We start from the raw sequence: 16,326 nt of genomic DNA, 5'->3' as shown, positions 1-16,326 counted from the left end.
GGGGGCTGGCCTTTTTATCGGCTTTGCACGCTACGGTTTCAACGTGCTGATCGCTTGTCGGATTGACACGTATTCTTGATCCAGAAACGACAAAACCCCATCTGCTTTCGCAAATGGGGTTCTGGAATTTAATCTTGACGATGACCTACTCTCACATGGGGAAACCCCACACTACCATCGGCGATGCATCGTTTCACTTCTGAGTTCGGGATGGGATCAGGTGGTTCCAACGCTCTATGGTCGTCAAGAAATTCTGTTGCCGATCCGTTACTGGGTAACGTGTCAGCGAAATTCTATGACCTTCACTTAAAACAAAACCCCATCTGCTTTCGCAAATGGGGTTCTGGAATTCAATCTTGACGATGACCTACTCTCACATGGGGAAACCCCACACTACCATCGGCGATGCATCGTTTCACTTCTGAGTTCGGGATGGGATCAGGTGGTTCCAACGCTCTATGGTCGTCAAGAAATTCGGGTACCGAACCGTGGCCAGGGGCCGCGCTTCAGCAAATCAGGTATGTGATCAGGTGTTTTGTGTTTGTGTGTTGCAAACTTTCGGTGCGTGTCGTCTTCACAGTCACCGCAATCTGTGCTCGTCCGAGTCGCAGATTGCTTGGGTGTTATATGGTCAAGCCTCACGGGCAATTAGTATTGGTTAGCTCAACGCCTCACAGCGCTTACACACCCAACCTATCAACGTCGTAGTCTTCGACGGCCCTTCAGGGAACTCAAGGTTCCAGTGAGATCTCATCTTGAGGCAAGTTTCCCGCTTAGATGCTTTCAGCGGTTATCTTTTCCGAACATAGCTACCCGGCAATGCCACTGGCGTGACAACCGGAACACCAGAGGTTCGTCCACTCCGGTCCTCTCGTACTAGGAGCAGCCCCTCTCAAATCTCAAACGTCCACGGCAGATAGGGACCGAACTGTCTCACGACGTTCTAAACCCAGCTCGCGTACCACTTTAAATGGCGAACAGCCATACCCTTGGGACCGGCTTCAGCCCCAGGATGTGATGAGCCGACATCGAGGTGCCAAACACCGCCGTCGATATGAACTCTTGGGCGGTATCAGCCTGTTATCCCCGGAGTACCTTTTATCCGTTGAGCGATGGCCCTTCCATACAGAACCACCGGATCACTAAGACCTACTTTCGTACCTGCTCGACGTGTCTGTCTCGCAGTCAAGCGCGCTTTTGCCTTTATACTCTACGACCGATTTCCGACCGGTCTGAGCGCACCTTCGTACTCCTCCGTTACTCTTTAGGAGGAGACCGCCCCAGTCAAACTACCCACCATACACTGTCCTCGATCCGGATGACGGACCTGAGTTAGAACCTCAAAGTTGCCAGGGTGGTATTTCAAGGATGGCTCCACGCAAACTGGCGTTCACGCTTCAAAGCCTCCCACCTATCCTACACAAGCAAATTCAAAGTCCAGTGCAAAGCTATAGTAAAGGTTCACGGGGTCTTTCCGTCTAGCCGCGGATACACTGCATCTTCACAGCGATTTCAATTTCACTGAGTCTCGGGTGGAGACAGCGCCGCCATCGTTACGCCATTCGTGCAGGTCGGAACTTACCCGACAAGGAATTTCGCTACCTTAGGACCGTTATAGTTACGGCCGCCGTTTACCGGGGCTTCGATCAAGAGCTTCGCGTTAGCTAACCCCATCAATTAACCTTCCGGCACCGGGCAGGCGTCACACCCTATACGTCCACTTTCGTGTTTGCAGAGTGCTGTGTTTTTAATAAACAGTCGCAGCGGCCTGGTATCTTCGACCGGCATGAGCTTACGGAGCAAGTCCTTCACCCTCACCGGCGCACCTTCTCCCGAAGTTACGGTGCCATTTTGCCTAGTTCCTTCACCCGAGTTCTCTCAAGCGCCTTGGTATTCTCTACCCAACCACCTGTGTCGGTTTGGGGTACGGTTCCTGGTTACCTGAAGCTTAGAAGCTTTTCTTGGAAGCATGGCATCAACCACTTCGTGTTCTAAAGAACACTCGTCATCAGCTCTCGGCCTTGAAACCCCGGATTTACCTAAGATTTCAGCCTACCACCTTAAACCTGGACAACCAACGCCAGGCTGGCCTAGCCTTCTCCGTCCCTCCATCGCAATAACCAGAAGTACAGGAATATTAACCTGTTTTCCATCGACTACGCTTTTCAGCCTCGCCTTAGGGACCGACTAACCCTGCGTCGATTAACGTTGCGCAGGAAACCTTGGTCTTTCGGCGTGGGTGTTTTTCACACCCATTGTCGTTACTCATGTCAGCATTCGCACTTCTGATACCTCCAGCAAGCTTCTCAACTCACCTTCACAGGCTTACAGAACGCTCCTCTACCGCATCACCCGAAGGTGATACCCGTAGCTTCGGTGCATGGTTTGAGCCCCGTTACATCTTCCGCGCAGGCCGACTCGACTAGTGAGCTATTACGCTTTCTTTAAAGGGTGGCTGCTTCTAAGCCAACCTCCTAGCTGTCTAAGCCTTCCCACATCGTTTCCCACTTAACCATGACTTTGGGACCTTAGCTGACGGTCTGGGTTGTTTCCCTTTTCACGACGGACGTTAGCACCCGCCGTGTGTCTCCCATGCTCGGCACTTGTAGGTATTCGGAGTTTGCATCGGTTTGGTAAGTCGGGATGACCCCCTAGCCGAAACAGTGCTCTACCCCCTACAGTGATACATGAGGCGCTACCTAAATAGCTTTCGAGGAGAACCAGCTATCTCCGAGCTTGATTAGCCTTTCACTCCGATCCACAGGTCATCCGCTAACTTTTCAACGGTAGTCGGTTCGGTCCTCCAGTCAGTGTTACCTAACCTTCAACCTGCCCATGGATAGATCGCCCGGTTTCGGGTCTATTCCCAGCGACTAGACGCCCTATTAAGACTCGCTTTCGCTACGCCTCCCCTATTCGGTTAAGCTCGCCACTGAAAATAAGTCGCTGACCCATTATACAAAAGGTACGCAGTCACCCAACAAAGTGGGCTCCCACTGCTTGTACGCATACGGTTTCAGGATCTATTTCACTCCGCTCTCCGCGGTTCTTTTCGCCTTTCCCTCACGGTACTGGTTCACTATCGGTCAGTCAGTAGTATTTAGCCTTGGAGGATGGTCCCCCCATGTTCAGACAAGGTTTCTCGTGCCCCGTCCTACTCGATTTCATTGACAAGAGATTTTCGCGTACAGGGCTATCACCCACTATGGCCGCACTTTCCAGAGCGTTCCGCTAATCTCAAATCAACTTAAGGGCTGGTCCCCGTTCGCTCGCCACTACTAAGGGAATCTCGGTTGATTTCTTTTCCTCAGGGTACTTAGATGTTTCAGTTCCCCTGGTTCGCTCCATGCACCTATGTATTCAGTGCAAGGTACCTAGGTTATCCTAGGTGGGTTCCCCCATTCAGACATCTCCGGATCACAGTCTGTTTGCCGACTCCCCGAAGCTTTTCGCAGGCTACCACGTCTTTCATCGCCTCTGACTGCCAAGGCATCCACCGTATGCGCTTCTTCACTTGACCATATAACCCCAAGCAATCTGGTTATACTGTGAAGACGACATTCGCCGAAAGTTTGCATTCACAAACTTTACCTTAGCCTGATCACCACCAGTGAAAGTGGATCACAGTCTATCTTTCTATCACATACCCGAATTTTTAAAGAACGATTCTGACAAAGATCAGAAATCAACATTCCGCCTTCTTGCGAGGCAAATGCTCATTTCTAAGCTCTACACAGGACAACTGTCTGTACCGCGGTACCACCGAACACCGGTAATGGTGGAGCCAAGCGGGATCGAACCGCTGACCTCCTGCGTGCAAGGCAGGCGCTCTCCCAGCTGAGCTATGGCCCCGTATCGCTACAGGGTGCACCGGTAATTGGTGGGTCTGGGCAGATTCGAACTGCCGACCTCACCCTTATCAGGGGTGCGCTCTAACCAACTGAGCTACAGACCCAATCGTCTTCTTCAATGAATCAAGCAATTCGTGTGGGAACTTGCGAAGAAGCTGAGTCTTCGATTAAGGAGGTGATCCAGCCGCAGGTTCCCCTACGGCTACCTTGTTACGACTTCACCCCAGTCATGAATCACACCGTGGTAACCGTCCTCCCGAAGGTTAGACTAGCTACTTCTGGTGCAACCCACTCCCATGGTGTGACGGGCGGTGTGTACAAGGCCCGGGAACGTATTCACCGCGACATTCTGATTCGCGATTACTAGCGATTCCGACTTCACGCAGTCGAGTTGCAGACTGCGATCCGGACTACGATCGGTTTTGTGGGATTAGCTCCACCTCGCGGCTTGGCAACCCTCTGTACCGACCATTGTAGCACGTGTGTAGCCCAGGCCGTAAGGGCCATGATGACTTGACGTCATCCCCACCTTCCTCCGGTTTGTCACCGGCAGTCTCCTTAGAGTGCCCACCATAACGTGCTGGTAACTAAGGACAAGGGTTGCGCTCGTTACGGGACTTAACCCAACATCTCACGACACGAGCTGACGACAGCCATGCAGCACCTGTCTCAGTGTTCCCGAAGGCACCAAACCATCTCTGGTAAGTTCACTGGATGTCAAGGCCTGGTAAGGTTCTTCGCGTTGCTTCGAATTAAACCACATGCTCCACCGCTTGTGCGGGCCCCCGTCAATTCATTTGAGTTTTAACCTTGCGGCCGTACTCCCCAGGCGGTCAACTTAATGCGTTAGCTGCGCCACTAAAATCTCAAGGATTCCAACGGCTAGTTGACATCGTTTACGGCGTGGACTACCAGGGTATCTAATCCTGTTTGCTCCCCACGCTTTCGCACCTCAGTGTCAGTATGAGCCCAGGTGGTCGCCTTCGCCACTGGTGTTCCTTCCTATATCTACGCATTTCACCGCTACACAGGAAATTCCACCACCCTCTGCCCTACTCTAGCTTGCCAGTTTTGGATGCAGTTCCCAGGTTGAGCCCGGGGATTTCACATTCAACTTAACAAACCACCTACGCGCGCTTTACGCCCAGTAATTCCGATTAACGCTTGCACCCTCTGTATTACCGCGGCTGCTGGCACAGAGTTAGCCGGTGCTTATTCTGTCGGTAACGTCAAAATTGCAGAGTATTAATCAGCAACCCTTCCTCCCAACTTAAAGTGCTTTACAATCCGAAGACCTTCTTCACACACGCGGCATGGCTGGATCAGGCTTTCGCCCATTGTCCAATATTCCCCACTGCTGCCTCCCGTAGGAGTCTGGACCGTGTCTCAGTTCCAGTGTGACTGATCATCCTCTCAGACCAGTTACGGATCGTCGCCTTGGTGAGCCATTACCTCACCAACTAGCTAATCCGACCTAGGCTCATCTGATAGCGTGAGGTCCGAAGATCCCCCACTTTCTCCCGTAGGACGTATGCGGTATTAGCGTCCCTTTCGAGACGTTGTCCCCCACTACCAGGCAGATTCCTAGGCATTACTCACCCGTCCGCCGCTGAATCAGGGAGCAAGCTCCCTTCATCCGCTCGACTTGCATGTGTTAGGCCTGCCGCCAGCGTTCAATCTGAGCCATGATCAAACTCTTCAGTTCAATACTGCAATCGGGTTTTGAGAAAACCCTATAAACTTGGCTCAGCAATCGTTGGTTAAACCATGATTTCTCGTGGAGTAACTTGCGTTGCTGATAATCTTGCGACTTCAGTCTTACGACACAAGCACCCACACGAATTGCTTGACTCAGTTGTTAAAGAGCGGTTGGTCAAGAGCTTTTCGTCTCAACCGAGGCGCGCATTCTACAGCGTCCTCATCATCTGTCAAGCGGTTATTTTCAGAAGTTTTCAAAGTTTCCTTTGCAACTTCAACCACTTGCGCTTCGTTCGACTTGGCGTCTCACGTCAGCGGGAGGCGAATTCTACAGCGTTACAATCTGCTGTCAACCACCTTTTTCACCGCTGCCGATTCAGTGACCTGAACCGAAGCCCCTCCGCGCTGCTTACTTCGTCTAACTCTTTGAATCTCAAGGAGTTTTCCGTTTCGTCTGCGCCGGAAGTGGGGCGAATTATAGAGACATTGAGAGGGGCGTCAACACCTAATTTGAATTTTCTATGAAATAGGCAAAAAAGCTGTGATTTCAGGTGATTGCAGCTGTTTATATAGAGAGCAGCAGACACTCGATCATTACTTAAGCTACAACACTCCGATTTCCCGCAGCGCCGCAACTTCCGCTTCTTGAAGTCCCAACACTCTAGTGAGGATGTCTTCGGTATGTTCGCCGAGCAGCGGCGGAGCCCGGCGATACTCGACAGGCGTCTCGGACAGGCGAATAGGACTGGCAACCTGCGGAACAACACCACCAAGGGAATGAGGCAGTTCAACCTTCAAGCCTCGCGCCTGAACCTGAGGATCGGCAAATACCTGCGCCACATCGTTGATGGGGCCGCACGGCACGCCGGCAAGCTCCAAAGCGGCGACCCACTGCGCGGTGGTCTTGAATACCGTGGCCTGGCGTATGAGGGGAATCAGCTCGGCGCGGTGCGCGACACGTTGTTTGTTCGTGACAAACCGAGGGTCGTCTGCCCACTGAGGCTGACCCGCGACCTCAGCGAACTTGCGAAACTGACTGTCATTGCCAACCGTTAGGATGAAATCGCCATCTGCCGTAGGAAAATCCTGATAAGGCACGATGTTCGGGTGAGCATTGCCGAGGCGCCGAGGAGGAGTGCCGGTTGTCAGGTAATTCATCGCTTGGTTCGCCAGACACGCAACCTGTACATCGAGCAGCGCCATATCAATATGTTGACCTGGGCCGCCCTGATCCCGGTGCGCCAGCGCTGCAAGGATCGCCGACGTCGAATACAACCCGGTGAGGATATCCGTCAGCGCGACGCCCACTTTCACGGGGCCTGCGCCGTCCTCGCCCTCTGGACGTCCGGTCAGACTCATCAGCCCGCCCAGCCCCTGGATCATGAAATCGTAGCCGGCACGCTTGGCATAAGGCCCGGTCTGCCCGAAGCCGGTGATTGAGCAATAGATAAGCCTCGGGTTCTGCGCCTGCAACGACGCGTAATCCAGACCGTATGCCTTGAGCCCACCGACCTTGAAGTTCTCGATGACGATGTCAGACCTTGCTGCGAGCTCGCGCACCAGTTTCTGACCCTCAGGACGGGTGAAGTCGACCGTGACAGAGTGCTTGTTCCTATTAGCAGAAAGGTAATAAGCAGCCTCAGAGGTGTTCTCGCCGCGAGGATCCTTCAGGAAAGGCGGCCCCCAGGCACGCGTATCGTCACCATTACCGGGACGCTCGATCTTGATGACCTCAGCGCCGAGGTCCGCGAGGATCTGCCCTGCCCATGGCCCGGCCAACACGCGGGAGAGATCCAGCACACGCAAATGCGATAGCGCGCCCATGGCTGGTCTCCTTAATAGAAGGCCTGAATGCCGGTCTGCGCACGGCCCAGAATCAGCGCGTGAACATCGTGCGTGCCTTCGTACGTGTTCACCACCTCAAGATTGACCAAGTGACGCGCGATGCCGAACTCATCTGAAATACCGTTGCCGCCCAGCATGTCGCGAGCCATACGCGCGATATCCAGAGACTTGCCACACGAGTTGCGCTTCATGATCGAAGTGATTTCGACCGCAGCAGTGCCTTCATCCTTCATGCGCCCCAGACGCAGACAACCCTGCAGCGCCAGTGTGATCTCAGTCTGCATGTCAGCGAGCTTTTTCTGGATCAGCTGATTGGCTGCCAATGGGCGACCGAATTGCTGGCGATCCAGCGTGTACTGGCGGGCGGTGTGCCAGCAGAACTCAGCAGCGCCCAGCGCACCCCACGAAATGCCGTAACGTGCGGAGTTCAGACAGGTGAACGGGCCTTTCAGACCTCGCACGTCGGGGAAAATGTTTTCTTCTGGGACGAACACGTTATCCATGACGATCTCGCCAGTGATGGACGCACGCAGGCCGACTTTGCCATGGATCGCCGGAGCGCTGAGGCCTTGCCAGCCCTTTTCGAGAACGAAGCCACGGATGTCGCCAGCATCATCCTTGGCCCACACCACGAACACGTCAGCGATCGGGCTGTTGGTGATCCACATCTTGCTACCGGTCAAGCGGTAACCGCCTTCGACAGTCTTGGCACGGGTGATCATCGCGCCCGGGTCCGAGCCGTGGTTGGGCTCGGTCAAGCCAAAGCACCCGATCCATTCGCCGGACGCCAGCTTCGGCAGATACTTTTGCTTCTGAGCCTCAGTGCCAAACTCATTGATCGGCACCATGACCAGCGAGGATTGCACGCTCATCATCGACCTGTAGCCGGAATCGATGCGCTCGACCTCCCGCGCAATCAAGCCATAACAGACGTAGTTCAGGCCGCTGCCACCATATTGCTCAGGGATGGTCGCACCCAGCAAACCGACCTCGCCCATCTCGCGAAAGATCGCCGGATCGGTCTGTTCGTGACGAAACGCTTCGAGGACGCGAGGGGCCAGCTTGTCCTGGGCGAATTGCTCGGCGCTGTCACGAACCATGCGCTCTTCTTCGGTGAGCTGCTGATCCAGCAACAGCGGATCAATCCAGTTGAAGCTTGCCTTGCCGCCCATGACGTTCTCCTCGCTGAGTGATGCTTCCGGACGATGCCGGAAAAGTCGTGAATTGATCCTAGGCCTGGACTCGGTAGACGGCAAACGACGATTTCGAACAGTGTTGTGCTAATTTCTCACTCCGAAACAATTTAAATGGCCATTTACGGTCCTGATGAGTGAGGTAGACGTACATGCGCCGCAGAATCCCATCCACCGCCGCTCTCATCAGCTTTGAAGCAGCCGCCCGGCACGAAAGCTTCACCAAGGCCGCTGACGAACTTTCCCTCACCCAAAGCGCCATTTGCCGACAGATAGGCAGCCTGGAAGAATTCCTTAACGTGGAGCTGTTCCGACGATCGCGCAGAGGGGTCAAGCTGACAGAGGCGGGCCTTTCCTACAGCCGACGCGTCGCCACGCAGCTCGACGCGGTGGAGCGCGACACGTTATCGGTGATGGGGCATCAGGGTGCGAATGTCATCGAACTGGCAGTCGTGCCGACCTTCGGAACGCAGTGGCTGCTTCCGAGGCTGAAGGATTTCCAACAGAAAAATCCAGACGTGACGATCAACCTGACCAATCGCACCAGGCCTTTTCTATTTGCCGACACCGAGTTCGACGCAGCTATCTACTTCGGAGATGCCGACTGGTCAGGTACGGAATCGCATCGGCTGATGAGTGAAAACCCGATGCCGGTGTGTAGTCCTGAATTACTTGGCCACAAGGCACAGTTCAGCGCGCGCGAACTTGCCGATATGCCGTTGTTGCAGCAGACGACGCGTCCCTACGCGTGGCGACAATGGTTTAACTCGATGGACCTAAACGTCGCGCGAGACATGACAGGGCCGCGATACGAACTATTCTCCATGCTCGCACAGGCGGCCATGCATGAGATGGGCGTGGCGCTGATCCCACCCTTTCTGATCCAGCGGGAGCTGGCAGAAAAGCGCTTGGTGATCGCTAATGCCCGAGCGCTAGCGAGCGTAAAAGCTTACTACCTGATGATCCCGGAGCGAAAAGTCGAATCTGCGTCATTAAAGGCCTTCCGCGATTGGCTTGTGCATCAGGCTGAAACCTACGCCCTGCCTTGATTCGGAGCTGATTTCGATCTTTCCTGACCCTGTAGTCAGCCAGAGTCAAAGACTACATATATCTGCCAATGTCGCATTTTAGAAACACTTCCGTTGTGAATACAAAACGGGCTGTACGCGTTATGGCACGTGGCTTTCAGCGTTATTTACAGCCATTCTTCCCATCAATACGAAAAAAACTTCGAGCGCGTCTGAAGTCGCTCAACGCCTTTAACTGTACGGCCTGTAGCGATTTGTTGCGTCAAACGGTCACAGGGTGACTTGTAGTTAAATACACGTCGCGTTACAGAATTCCTTGAAGCCCCACATTTCCCCCTGCAAAATGCCGCGCCCCCGTCTTGTCTGGCGGGGACGTGGTGATCGCTGCCCCAGACGCGCCATCCGCAGCGCGCTGGCCTATTTTTAAAAGATAAAAAGATCACGCAGGAGATTTGACGTGCACATTGGAGTCCCTCTAGAAACCCAGTCCGGTGAAACTCGGGTTGCTGCAACTCCGGAAACCATCAAGAAGCTCGTTGGCCAGGGTCATAAGGTCACTGTCCAGTCAGGCGCAGGCATTACTGCGAGCGTGACGGACAGCGCTTATGGAGCGGCAGGCGCATCGATTGGCAGCGCTGCCGATGCCTTCGGCGCCGAGCTGATCCTCAAGGTCGTCGCACCTGGCGACAGTGAACTGGCGCTGATCAAGTCCGGCACTGTCGTCATCGGGATGCTCAACCCGTTCAATAACGAGATCATCGCCAAGATGGCCGAGCGCGGCATTACTGCGTTCGCCCTAGAGGCTGCACCGCGCACCTCGCGCGCGCAAAGCCTCGACGTCCTGTCTTCGCAAGCCAACATTGCCGGCTACAAATCGGTGCTGCTGGCCGCGCATCACTATCCGCGCTTCATGCCGATGCTGATGACCGCCGCAGGGACGGTGAAGGCTGCTCGCGTGCTGATCCTGGGCGCGGGCGTTGCTGGCTTGCAGGCGATTGCGACCGCCAAGCGTCTTGGTGCAGTGATCGAGGCGTCCGATGTGCGTCCGGCAGTGAAGGAGCAGATCGAATCGCTGGGGGCCAAGTTCGTCGATGTGCCTTACGAAACCGACGAAGAGCGCGAAGCCGCGGTCGGCGTCGGCGGTTACGCACGACCGATGCCCGCCAGCTGGATGCAGCGTCAGGCCGTAGCCGTTCACGAGCGCGCCAAGCAGGCGGACATCGTGATTACCACAGCATTGATTCCGGGTCGCAAGGCGCCGGTGCTGCTCAGTGCCGAGACGGTCTCGCAGATGAAACCGGGCTCGGTAGTGATTGACCTCGCGGCAGCCCAGGGCGGTAACTGCCCGCTGACCGTGGCTGACCAGGTGGTGATCGAGCACGGCGTCACGATCGTGGGGCACACCAACCTGCCAGCGCTGGTCGCGGCAGACGCTTCTGCTCTTTATGCACGCAACCTGCTGGACTTCCTGAAGCTGGTCTTCACCAAGGAAGGACAGTTCGAGATCAACCTCGAAGACGACATCGTCGCCGCGTGCCTGATGTGCCGCGATGGCCAGATCGTCCGCAAGAACGGCTGAGGATAAAAACAATGGAAGACATGCTGATCTCTCATGGCGTCTACAACTTGATCATCTTCGTGCTGGCGATCTATGTCGGCTACCACGTGGTCTGGAACGTCACCCCTGCGCTGCACACCCCGCTGATGGCCGTGACCAACGCCATTTCGGCGATCGTCATCGTCGGCGCCATGCTCGCTGCCGCGCTGACCGTCACCCCGCTGGGCAAGACCATGGGCACCCTGGCGGTCGCGCTGGCGGCCGTTAACGTGTTCGGTGGCTTTCTGGTCACCCGCCGCATGCTGGAAATGTTCAAGAAGAAAGCGCCTAAAACGAAAGACGAGGTATCGAAGTAATGAGCATGGACCTCGTCACCCTGTTGTATCTCGTTTCGGCGATCTGCTTCATTCAGGCGCTCAAAGGCCTTTCGCATCCGACCACTTCGCGTCGCGGCAACCTGTTCGGCATGCTCGGCATGGGCCTGGCCGTGCTGACGACGATTGGCCTGGTGTTCAAACTGGCTGCGCTGTCCACCGACGGCGCCAGCGCAGGCATCGGTTACATCGTCGTGGGTCTGCTCGTCGGTGGCACGGCCGGTTCGATCATGGCCAAGCGCGTTGAAATGACCAAGATGCCGGAGCTGGTTGCCTTCATGCACAGCATGATCGGTCTGGCGGCGGTGTTCATTGCCATCGCGGCCGTGGTCGAGCCTCAGTCGCTGGGCATCGTTCAGCACCTGGGCGACTCGATCCCTACCGGCAACCGCCTGGAACTGTTCCTCGGCGCGGCCATCGGTGCGATCACGTTTTCCGGTTCGGTCATCGCCTTCGGCAAACTGTCGGGCAAATACAAGTTCCGCCTGTTTCAGGGAGCACCGGTACAGTTCGCCGGGCAGCACAAGCTGAACCTGATCCTCGGCCTGGCCACGCTGTTCTTCGGCCTGACCTTCATGTTCACGGGCAGCCTGTTCGCGTTCAGCGTCATGCTGATCCTGGCATTCGTGATCGGCGTGCTGCTGATCATCCCGATCGGGGGCGCGGACATGCCTGTGGTCGTGTCGATGCTCAACAGCTACTCGGGCTGGGCGGCGGCGGGTATCGGCTTTTCGCTGAACAACTCGATGCTGATCATCGCAGGCTCGCTGGTGGGTTCGTCCGGTGCGATTTTGTCCTACATCATGTGCAAGGCGATGAACCGATCGTTCTTTAACGTGATCGGCGGCGGTTTCGGCGCCGCAGCAGATGCTGGCGCAGCAGATGGGGCGAAAGAAACACGTCCGGTGAAATCCGGTTCGGCTGATGACGCGACCTTCCTGCTGACCAATGCCGACACGGTGATCATCGTGCCTGGCTACGGCCTTGCGGTAGCGCGCGCTCAACACGCGCTCAAAGAGCTGACCGAGAAACTCACCCATGCCGGCGTAACCGTGAAATACGCGATTCACCCCGTCGCAGGTCGCATGCCGGGGCACATGAACGTACTGCTCGCCGAGGCCGAGGTGCCTTACGATCAGGTCTTCGAAATGGAAGACATCAACTCCGAGTTTGGCCAGGCCGACGTGGTGCTGGTGCTGGGCGCCAACGACGTGGTCAACCCGGCTGCGAAAAACGATCCGAAGTCGCCTATCGCGGGCATGCCGATCCTGGAGGCTTTCAAAGCCAAGACGATCATCGTCAACAAGCGCTCCATGGCCAGCGGTTATGCAGGTCTGGATAACGAGCTGTTCTACCTCGACAAAACCATGATGGTCTTCGGCGACGCCAAGAAGGTCATCGAAGACATGGTCAAAGCCGTCGAGTAAACGCTCTGGCCCGCTCCACAGAGAACCCCCGGCGCGTTCTGGCGCAGGGGGTTTTTTACATCTGGCGTAAAAGTGTTTTGCTCTGAAACCCGCTAATTAGAGGCCTCGAATGCGACCTTGGTAGCGGGACGAAAAAACACCAACTCTCTAGACTGCTCACTCGCATCCTCGTCCCGAGATAAGAACATCATGCACCGTGAACGTATCCGTCTGCCTTCGCTGCTGAGCAAGGTAATGAGCGCGGCAGATGCCGCTTCCCTGATCAAGGACGGCATGACCGTCGGTATGAGTGGCTTTACCCGCGCAGGTGAAGCCAAGGCTGTGCCCAAAGCGCTGGCCGAACGAGCCAAGGCGTCGCCGCTGAAAATCAGCCTGATGACCGGCGCCAGCCTGGGCAATGATCTGGACAAACAACTCACTGAAGCGGGCGTGCTGTCCCGTCGCATGCCGTTTCAGGTCGACAATACGCTGCGCAAGGCTATCAACGACGGCACGGTCATGTTCATCGACCAGCATCTGTCCGACACCGTTGAGCAACTGCGCAATCGCCAGATCAAGGCGGTCGATATCGCGGTCATCGAGTGCGTGGCGATCACCGAAGAAGGCCACCTGGTGCTCAGCACCTCGGTCGGCAACTCGGCGAGCTTCGCCATCCTGGCCGAAAAGGTGATCGTCGAGATCAACATCGCTCAGCCGCTGGAGCTCGAAGGGCTCCATGACATTTATATACCGACGTACCGGCCGACTCGGCTGCCAATTCCCGTACTCAAAGCCGATAGCCGCGTTGGCAGCCAGGCCGTGAAGATCGACCCAGCGAAAATCGTCGGGATCGTTTTCAGCGACCAGACCGACTCACCTTCAACTGTACTGCCCGCCGACAGCGATACCCAGGCCATCGCCGGACATCTGGTCGAATTCTTCAAGAACGAAGTGCGCCAGAATCGCCTGACCAACCAGCTGATGCCGCTGCAGGCAGGCGTGGGCACCATCGCCAACGCAGTCATGACCGGCCTGATCGACTCGCCGTTCCATGGCATGGCGATGTACTCCGAAGTGCTGCAGGACTCCACATTCGATCTGTTCGAAGCAGGCAAGCTCGACTTCGCTTCGGGCTGCTCCATGACCCTGTCCGAACGCAAGCATGACGCGGTCTACAACAATCTTGAGCAGTACAGATCGAAACTGTTGCTCCGCCCTCAGGAGATTTCCAACCACCCTGAAGTCGTGCGTCGCCTGGGCATCATCGGCATCAACACGGCCCTGGAGTTCGACCTGTACGGCAACGTCAACTCCACGCACGTGGGTGGCACCCGGATGATGAACGGGATCGGCGGCTCGGGCGACTTCGCGCGCAATGCCCACCTTGCCATTTTCGTCACCAAGTCCATTGCCAAAGGCGGCGCGATCTCAAGCGTGGTTCCGATGGTGAGCCACGTGGATCACACCGAGCATGATGTGGACATTCTGGTGACAGAGATCGGACTGGCGGACCTGCGCGGTCTGGCGCCCCGCGAGCGGGCGCGAGTGATCATCGACAACTGCGTCCACCCCGCGTATCGCGAGGCGTTGAACGACTATTTCCGTAAAGCCTGTGCAATCGGCGGCCACACGCCACATGTACTGCGCGACGCACTCAGTTGGCACCTGAACCTTGAAGAAACCGGTCGCATGCTGGCCGTGTGAGAAAACAGTTTGGAGGTGACGACGACCTTTCGTCGCCACCTTCAACGAACTGAACGGAAATAATTCAAAAACTGTTCTGCTGTACCGGTCATTTTCCCCTCCGAAATCCCTCTTTTCATCATTACTGCGCAGGAAATGCACCAATAGTGTGCCGACCCATACAGTTGCCCCAAATCCGAACAAAACAGTGCCTGATCACAGTTAACTGGAGCAGCACAATACAAGTGAACTGTGTCTGGAGAGAGAGGGGCAACGAGAGGAAGATTGTCACCAATCAAGCCACTATCTAATCCCGCCACAAGCGGAAGGAAGAAGCACCATGGAACGCACCGTAAGTTCCGAACTGTTCTACGAAGACACCTCAAAAACCGCTCAAGCCTCGTTGCCGCTGCGCGTGTTCGCCAACCTGATGCTCTGGCAGCGTCGCCTGTCCAGCCGCCATCAACTGGCCCGTCTGGATGCTCGTCTGCTGGCCGACGCCGGTATCAGCGAATCCCAGCGCTACGAAGAGCTGAGCAAGCCGTTCTGGCGCTAAGTAAGCGTCTGCTGGTCCCAGGCTACGAGCCTCTCACCAGCAACCCGAATTGTTCAAACAAGACCCGTCGCAGGCAACTGCGACGGGTCTTGTCATTTACAGGGCTCTTTCATCGATTGCTGTGATTCTCCAGGCGCCTAAGCAATAACCGATACAGTTGAACTATCTACTCAATAGACCCGTACAATTTCATCTGGTGTGCGCTCCAACCATTCTGTATTGCACGGTGACGGCATGTGGCATTTCGCCCTGCTATTCCACCTCCGCTCGTTACGTTAGTCTTGCAGCACCTTCTTAACCGCCGCCTGCGCAGGCTTGCTCATCGCACGCCATCTGCTCATGCGGTCATTGAATCTGTTCACTGGAGTCTACGTATGTCCCGCCTTCATCTTTTGAGTGCTGCAGTTCTCGCCATCGCGGCTACCGGCGTCCAGGCTTCCAGCTTCGTCGTGACGACTGACACCATCGTTCGCGCGTTGGATGCATCGTCCAATGCAACCTCCAAGATCTCTTCGTCCTTTCACGATGACAAGATTGTTCTGGCTGCCCGCGATGACGCGGCCAGCTTCGTGGCCAGTCAGGGCGAAATCCGCGGCGTGAAGCTTGAAGGCGCGTTCCAGCACATTCGTGAAATCGCACCCGGCTTGCAGGCGTCCGACGCACAACTGGCTCAGGCAATTCTTGCTATCTGATTCAGCATCGCGACAGCTTCGAACCAGCACACCCGAGCGTTCGCACTAGCTCTGGCCCGGGTGTTGCGCTAGCCTTGCCACTTGTTTTGCCGATACCGAAGACTCATGCGTTCATTGTCTCGCCTGTTGATTGCGATGACTGCCAGCCTGATGTGTACCAGCCAGGCTCAAGCATTCGACACAACCACACAAAGCCTGATCAAAAGCGGGTACGCCACCAGCCAGGTGACGACCGGGCCTTTCGATAACAAACTGATACTTGCCGCCCAGGATGATGCAGCAGCGTTCATTGCCAGTGAAGGCCAACTGCGAGGAGCACAGCTGGAATCGGCGTTGATGTATCTGCGCCAGACCCAGCCAAAACTTCATGCCAGCGACCTTGAACTGGCGCAGGCAATCCTCGTCCAATAGTCACTTTTTGCACCTTCTGTATTCTGGAGCC

Annotated in this window: 10 protein-coding genes, 2 tRNA genes and 4 rRNA genes; 8 read left to right on the top strand and 8 right to left on the bottom strand. The window is 55.8% G+C overall.

Going from position 1 to position 16,326, the window contains the following annotated elements; all coding sequences use genetic code 11:
* Window positions 1–132: 132 nt before the first annotated feature.
* From rrf (AAGQ88_RS00635) to AAGQ88_RS00600, 8 genes are all read right to left on the bottom strand, one after another.
* Window positions 133–248, bottom strand: a 5S ribosomal RNA gene (gene rrf, locus AAGQ88_RS00635).
* A gap of 106 nt (window positions 249–354) precedes the next feature.
* Window positions 355–470 (bottom strand): 5S ribosomal RNA (gene rrf / locus AAGQ88_RS00630).
* Window positions 471–627: 157 nt separating this feature from the next.
* A 23S ribosomal RNA gene (locus tag AAGQ88_RS00625) occupies window positions 628–3,520 on the bottom strand.
* A gap of 256 nt (window positions 3,521–3,776) precedes the next feature.
* Window positions 3,777–3,852, bottom strand: a tRNA-Ala gene (locus AAGQ88_RS00620).
* 26 nt (window positions 3,853–3,878) lie between these two features.
* Window positions 3,879–3,955 (bottom strand) — tRNA-Ile (locus tag AAGQ88_RS00615).
* A gap of 64 nt (window positions 3,956–4,019) precedes the next feature.
* Window positions 4,020–5,556: ribosomal RNA gene (locus tag AAGQ88_RS00610) — 16S ribosomal RNA — on the bottom strand.
* The 16S, 23S and 5S rRNA genes sit together here with 2 tRNA genes alongside, the layout of an rRNA operon.
* A 596-nt stretch (window positions 5,557–6,152) precedes the next feature.
* Entirely contained in the window at window positions 6,153–7,373 is a 1,221-nt protein-coding gene (locus AAGQ88_RS00605) for a CaiB/BaiF CoA-transferase family protein (protein ID WP_342654162.1), read from the bottom strand.
* A gap of 11 nt (window positions 7,374–7,384) precedes the next feature.
* Window positions 7,385–8,566 (bottom strand): acyl-CoA dehydrogenase, encoded by a 1,182-nt coding sequence (locus AAGQ88_RS00600; protein WP_342654161.1) that lies wholly within the window; start codon window positions 8,564–8,566, stop codon window positions 7,385–7,387.
* A 173-nt stretch (window positions 8,567–8,739) separates the two neighbouring features.
* Here AAGQ88_RS00600 and AAGQ88_RS00595 point away from each other — a divergent pair, with 173 nt between their 5' ends.
* The 8 genes from AAGQ88_RS00595 (at window position 8,740) to AAGQ88_RS00560 (ending at window position 16,295) form a co-directional block, all read left to right on the top strand.
* Window positions 8,740–9,636, top strand: a complete 897-nt coding sequence (locus AAGQ88_RS00595; protein WP_342654160.1) for a LysR family transcriptional regulator — start codon at window positions 8,740–8,742, stop codon at window positions 9,634–9,636.
* Window positions 9,637–10,072: 436 nt separating this feature from the next.
* The gene (locus AAGQ88_RS00590) at window positions 10,073–11,194 is read left to right on the top strand and encodes a Re/Si-specific NAD(P)(+) transhydrogenase subunit alpha (RefSeq protein WP_342654159.1); all 1,122 of its coding nucleotides are present in this window, start codon (window positions 10,073–10,075) and stop codon (window positions 11,192–11,194) included.
* 11 nt (window positions 11,195–11,205) lie between these two features.
* Window positions 11,206–11,529 (top strand): NAD(P) transhydrogenase subunit alpha, encoded by a 324-nt coding sequence (locus AAGQ88_RS00585; RefSeq protein WP_093466722.1) that lies wholly within the window; start codon window positions 11,206–11,208, stop codon window positions 11,527–11,529.
* Complete coding sequence (locus AAGQ88_RS00580; RefSeq protein ID WP_342654158.1) at window positions 11,529–12,974, top strand: NAD(P)(+) transhydrogenase (Re/Si-specific) subunit beta; 1,446 nt, start codon at window positions 11,529–11,531, stop codon at window positions 12,972–12,974. Before AAGQ88_RS00585 ends, AAGQ88_RS00580 begins: the two co-directional genes overlap by 1 nt.
* A 189-nt stretch (window positions 12,975–13,163) precedes the next feature.
* Window positions 13,164–14,657, top strand: a complete 1,494-nt coding sequence (locus AAGQ88_RS00575) for an acetyl-CoA hydrolase/transferase family protein (RefSeq protein ID WP_342654157.1) — start codon at window positions 13,164–13,166, stop codon at window positions 14,655–14,657.
* A gap of 319 nt (window positions 14,658–14,976) precedes the next feature.
* Window positions 14,977–15,192, top strand: coding sequence for a DUF1127 domain-containing protein (locus AAGQ88_RS00570; RefSeq protein WP_342654156.1), 216 nt, complete (start codon window positions 14,977–14,979; stop codon window positions 15,190–15,192).
* 374 nt (window positions 15,193–15,566) lie between these two features.
* Window positions 15,567–15,884: a DUF2388 domain-containing protein gene (locus tag AAGQ88_RS00565; protein ID WP_093466714.1), complete on the top strand. Its 318-nt coding sequence runs from the start codon at window positions 15,567–15,569 to the stop codon at window positions 15,882–15,884.
* A gap of 105 nt (window positions 15,885–15,989) precedes the next feature.
* On the top strand, window positions 15,990–16,295 hold the full coding sequence (locus AAGQ88_RS00560; protein WP_342654155.1) for a DUF2388 domain-containing protein: 306 nt from the start codon (window positions 15,990–15,992) through the stop codon (window positions 16,293–16,295).
* Window positions 16,296–16,326: the final 31 nt, after the last annotated feature.

This window comes from Pseudomonas sp. F3-2 (genome assembly GCF_038804275.1).
In the GTDB taxonomy this organism is placed as follows: Bacteria; Pseudomonadota; Gammaproteobacteria; order Pseudomonadales; family Pseudomonadaceae; genus Aquipseudomonas.
The sequence above is the reverse complement of the archived record's forward strand: the minus strand, read 5'-3'. Positions and strand labels throughout refer to the sequence as shown.

Excerpts from the sequence above, each read along its gene's own strand:
- AAGQ88_RS00605 (WP_342654162.1), bottom strand. The coding sequence starts at position 7,373 with ATGGGCGCGCTATCGCATTTGCGTGTGCTGGATCTCTCCCGCGTGTTG.
- AAGQ88_RS00600 (WP_342654161.1), bottom strand. The coding sequence starts at position 8,566 with ATGGGCGGCAAGGCAAGCTTCAACTGGATTGATCCGCTGTTGCTGGAT.
- AAGQ88_RS00595 (WP_342654160.1), top strand. The coding sequence starts at position 8,740 with ATGCGCCGCAGAATCCCATCCACCGCCGCTCTCATCAGCTTTGAAGCA.
- AAGQ88_RS00585 (WP_093466722.1), top strand. The coding sequence starts at position 11,206 with ATGGAAGACATGCTGATCTCTCATGGCGTCTACAACTTGATCATCTTC.
- AAGQ88_RS00580 (WP_342654158.1), top strand. The coding sequence starts at position 11,529 with ATGAGCATGGACCTCGTCACCCTGTTGTATCTCGTTTCGGCGATCTGC.
- AAGQ88_RS00575 (WP_342654157.1), top strand. The coding sequence starts at position 13,164 with ATGCACCGTGAACGTATCCGTCTGCCTTCGCTGCTGAGCAAGGTAATG.
- AAGQ88_RS00570 (WP_342654156.1), top strand. The coding sequence starts at position 14,977 with ATGGAACGCACCGTAAGTTCCGAACTGTTCTACGAAGACACCTCAAAA.
- AAGQ88_RS00565 (WP_093466714.1), top strand. The coding sequence starts at position 15,567 with ATGTCCCGCCTTCATCTTTTGAGTGCTGCAGTTCTCGCCATCGCGGCT.
- AAGQ88_RS00560 (WP_342654155.1), top strand. The coding sequence starts at position 15,990 with ATGCGTTCATTGTCTCGCCTGTTGATTGCGATGACTGCCAGCCTGATG.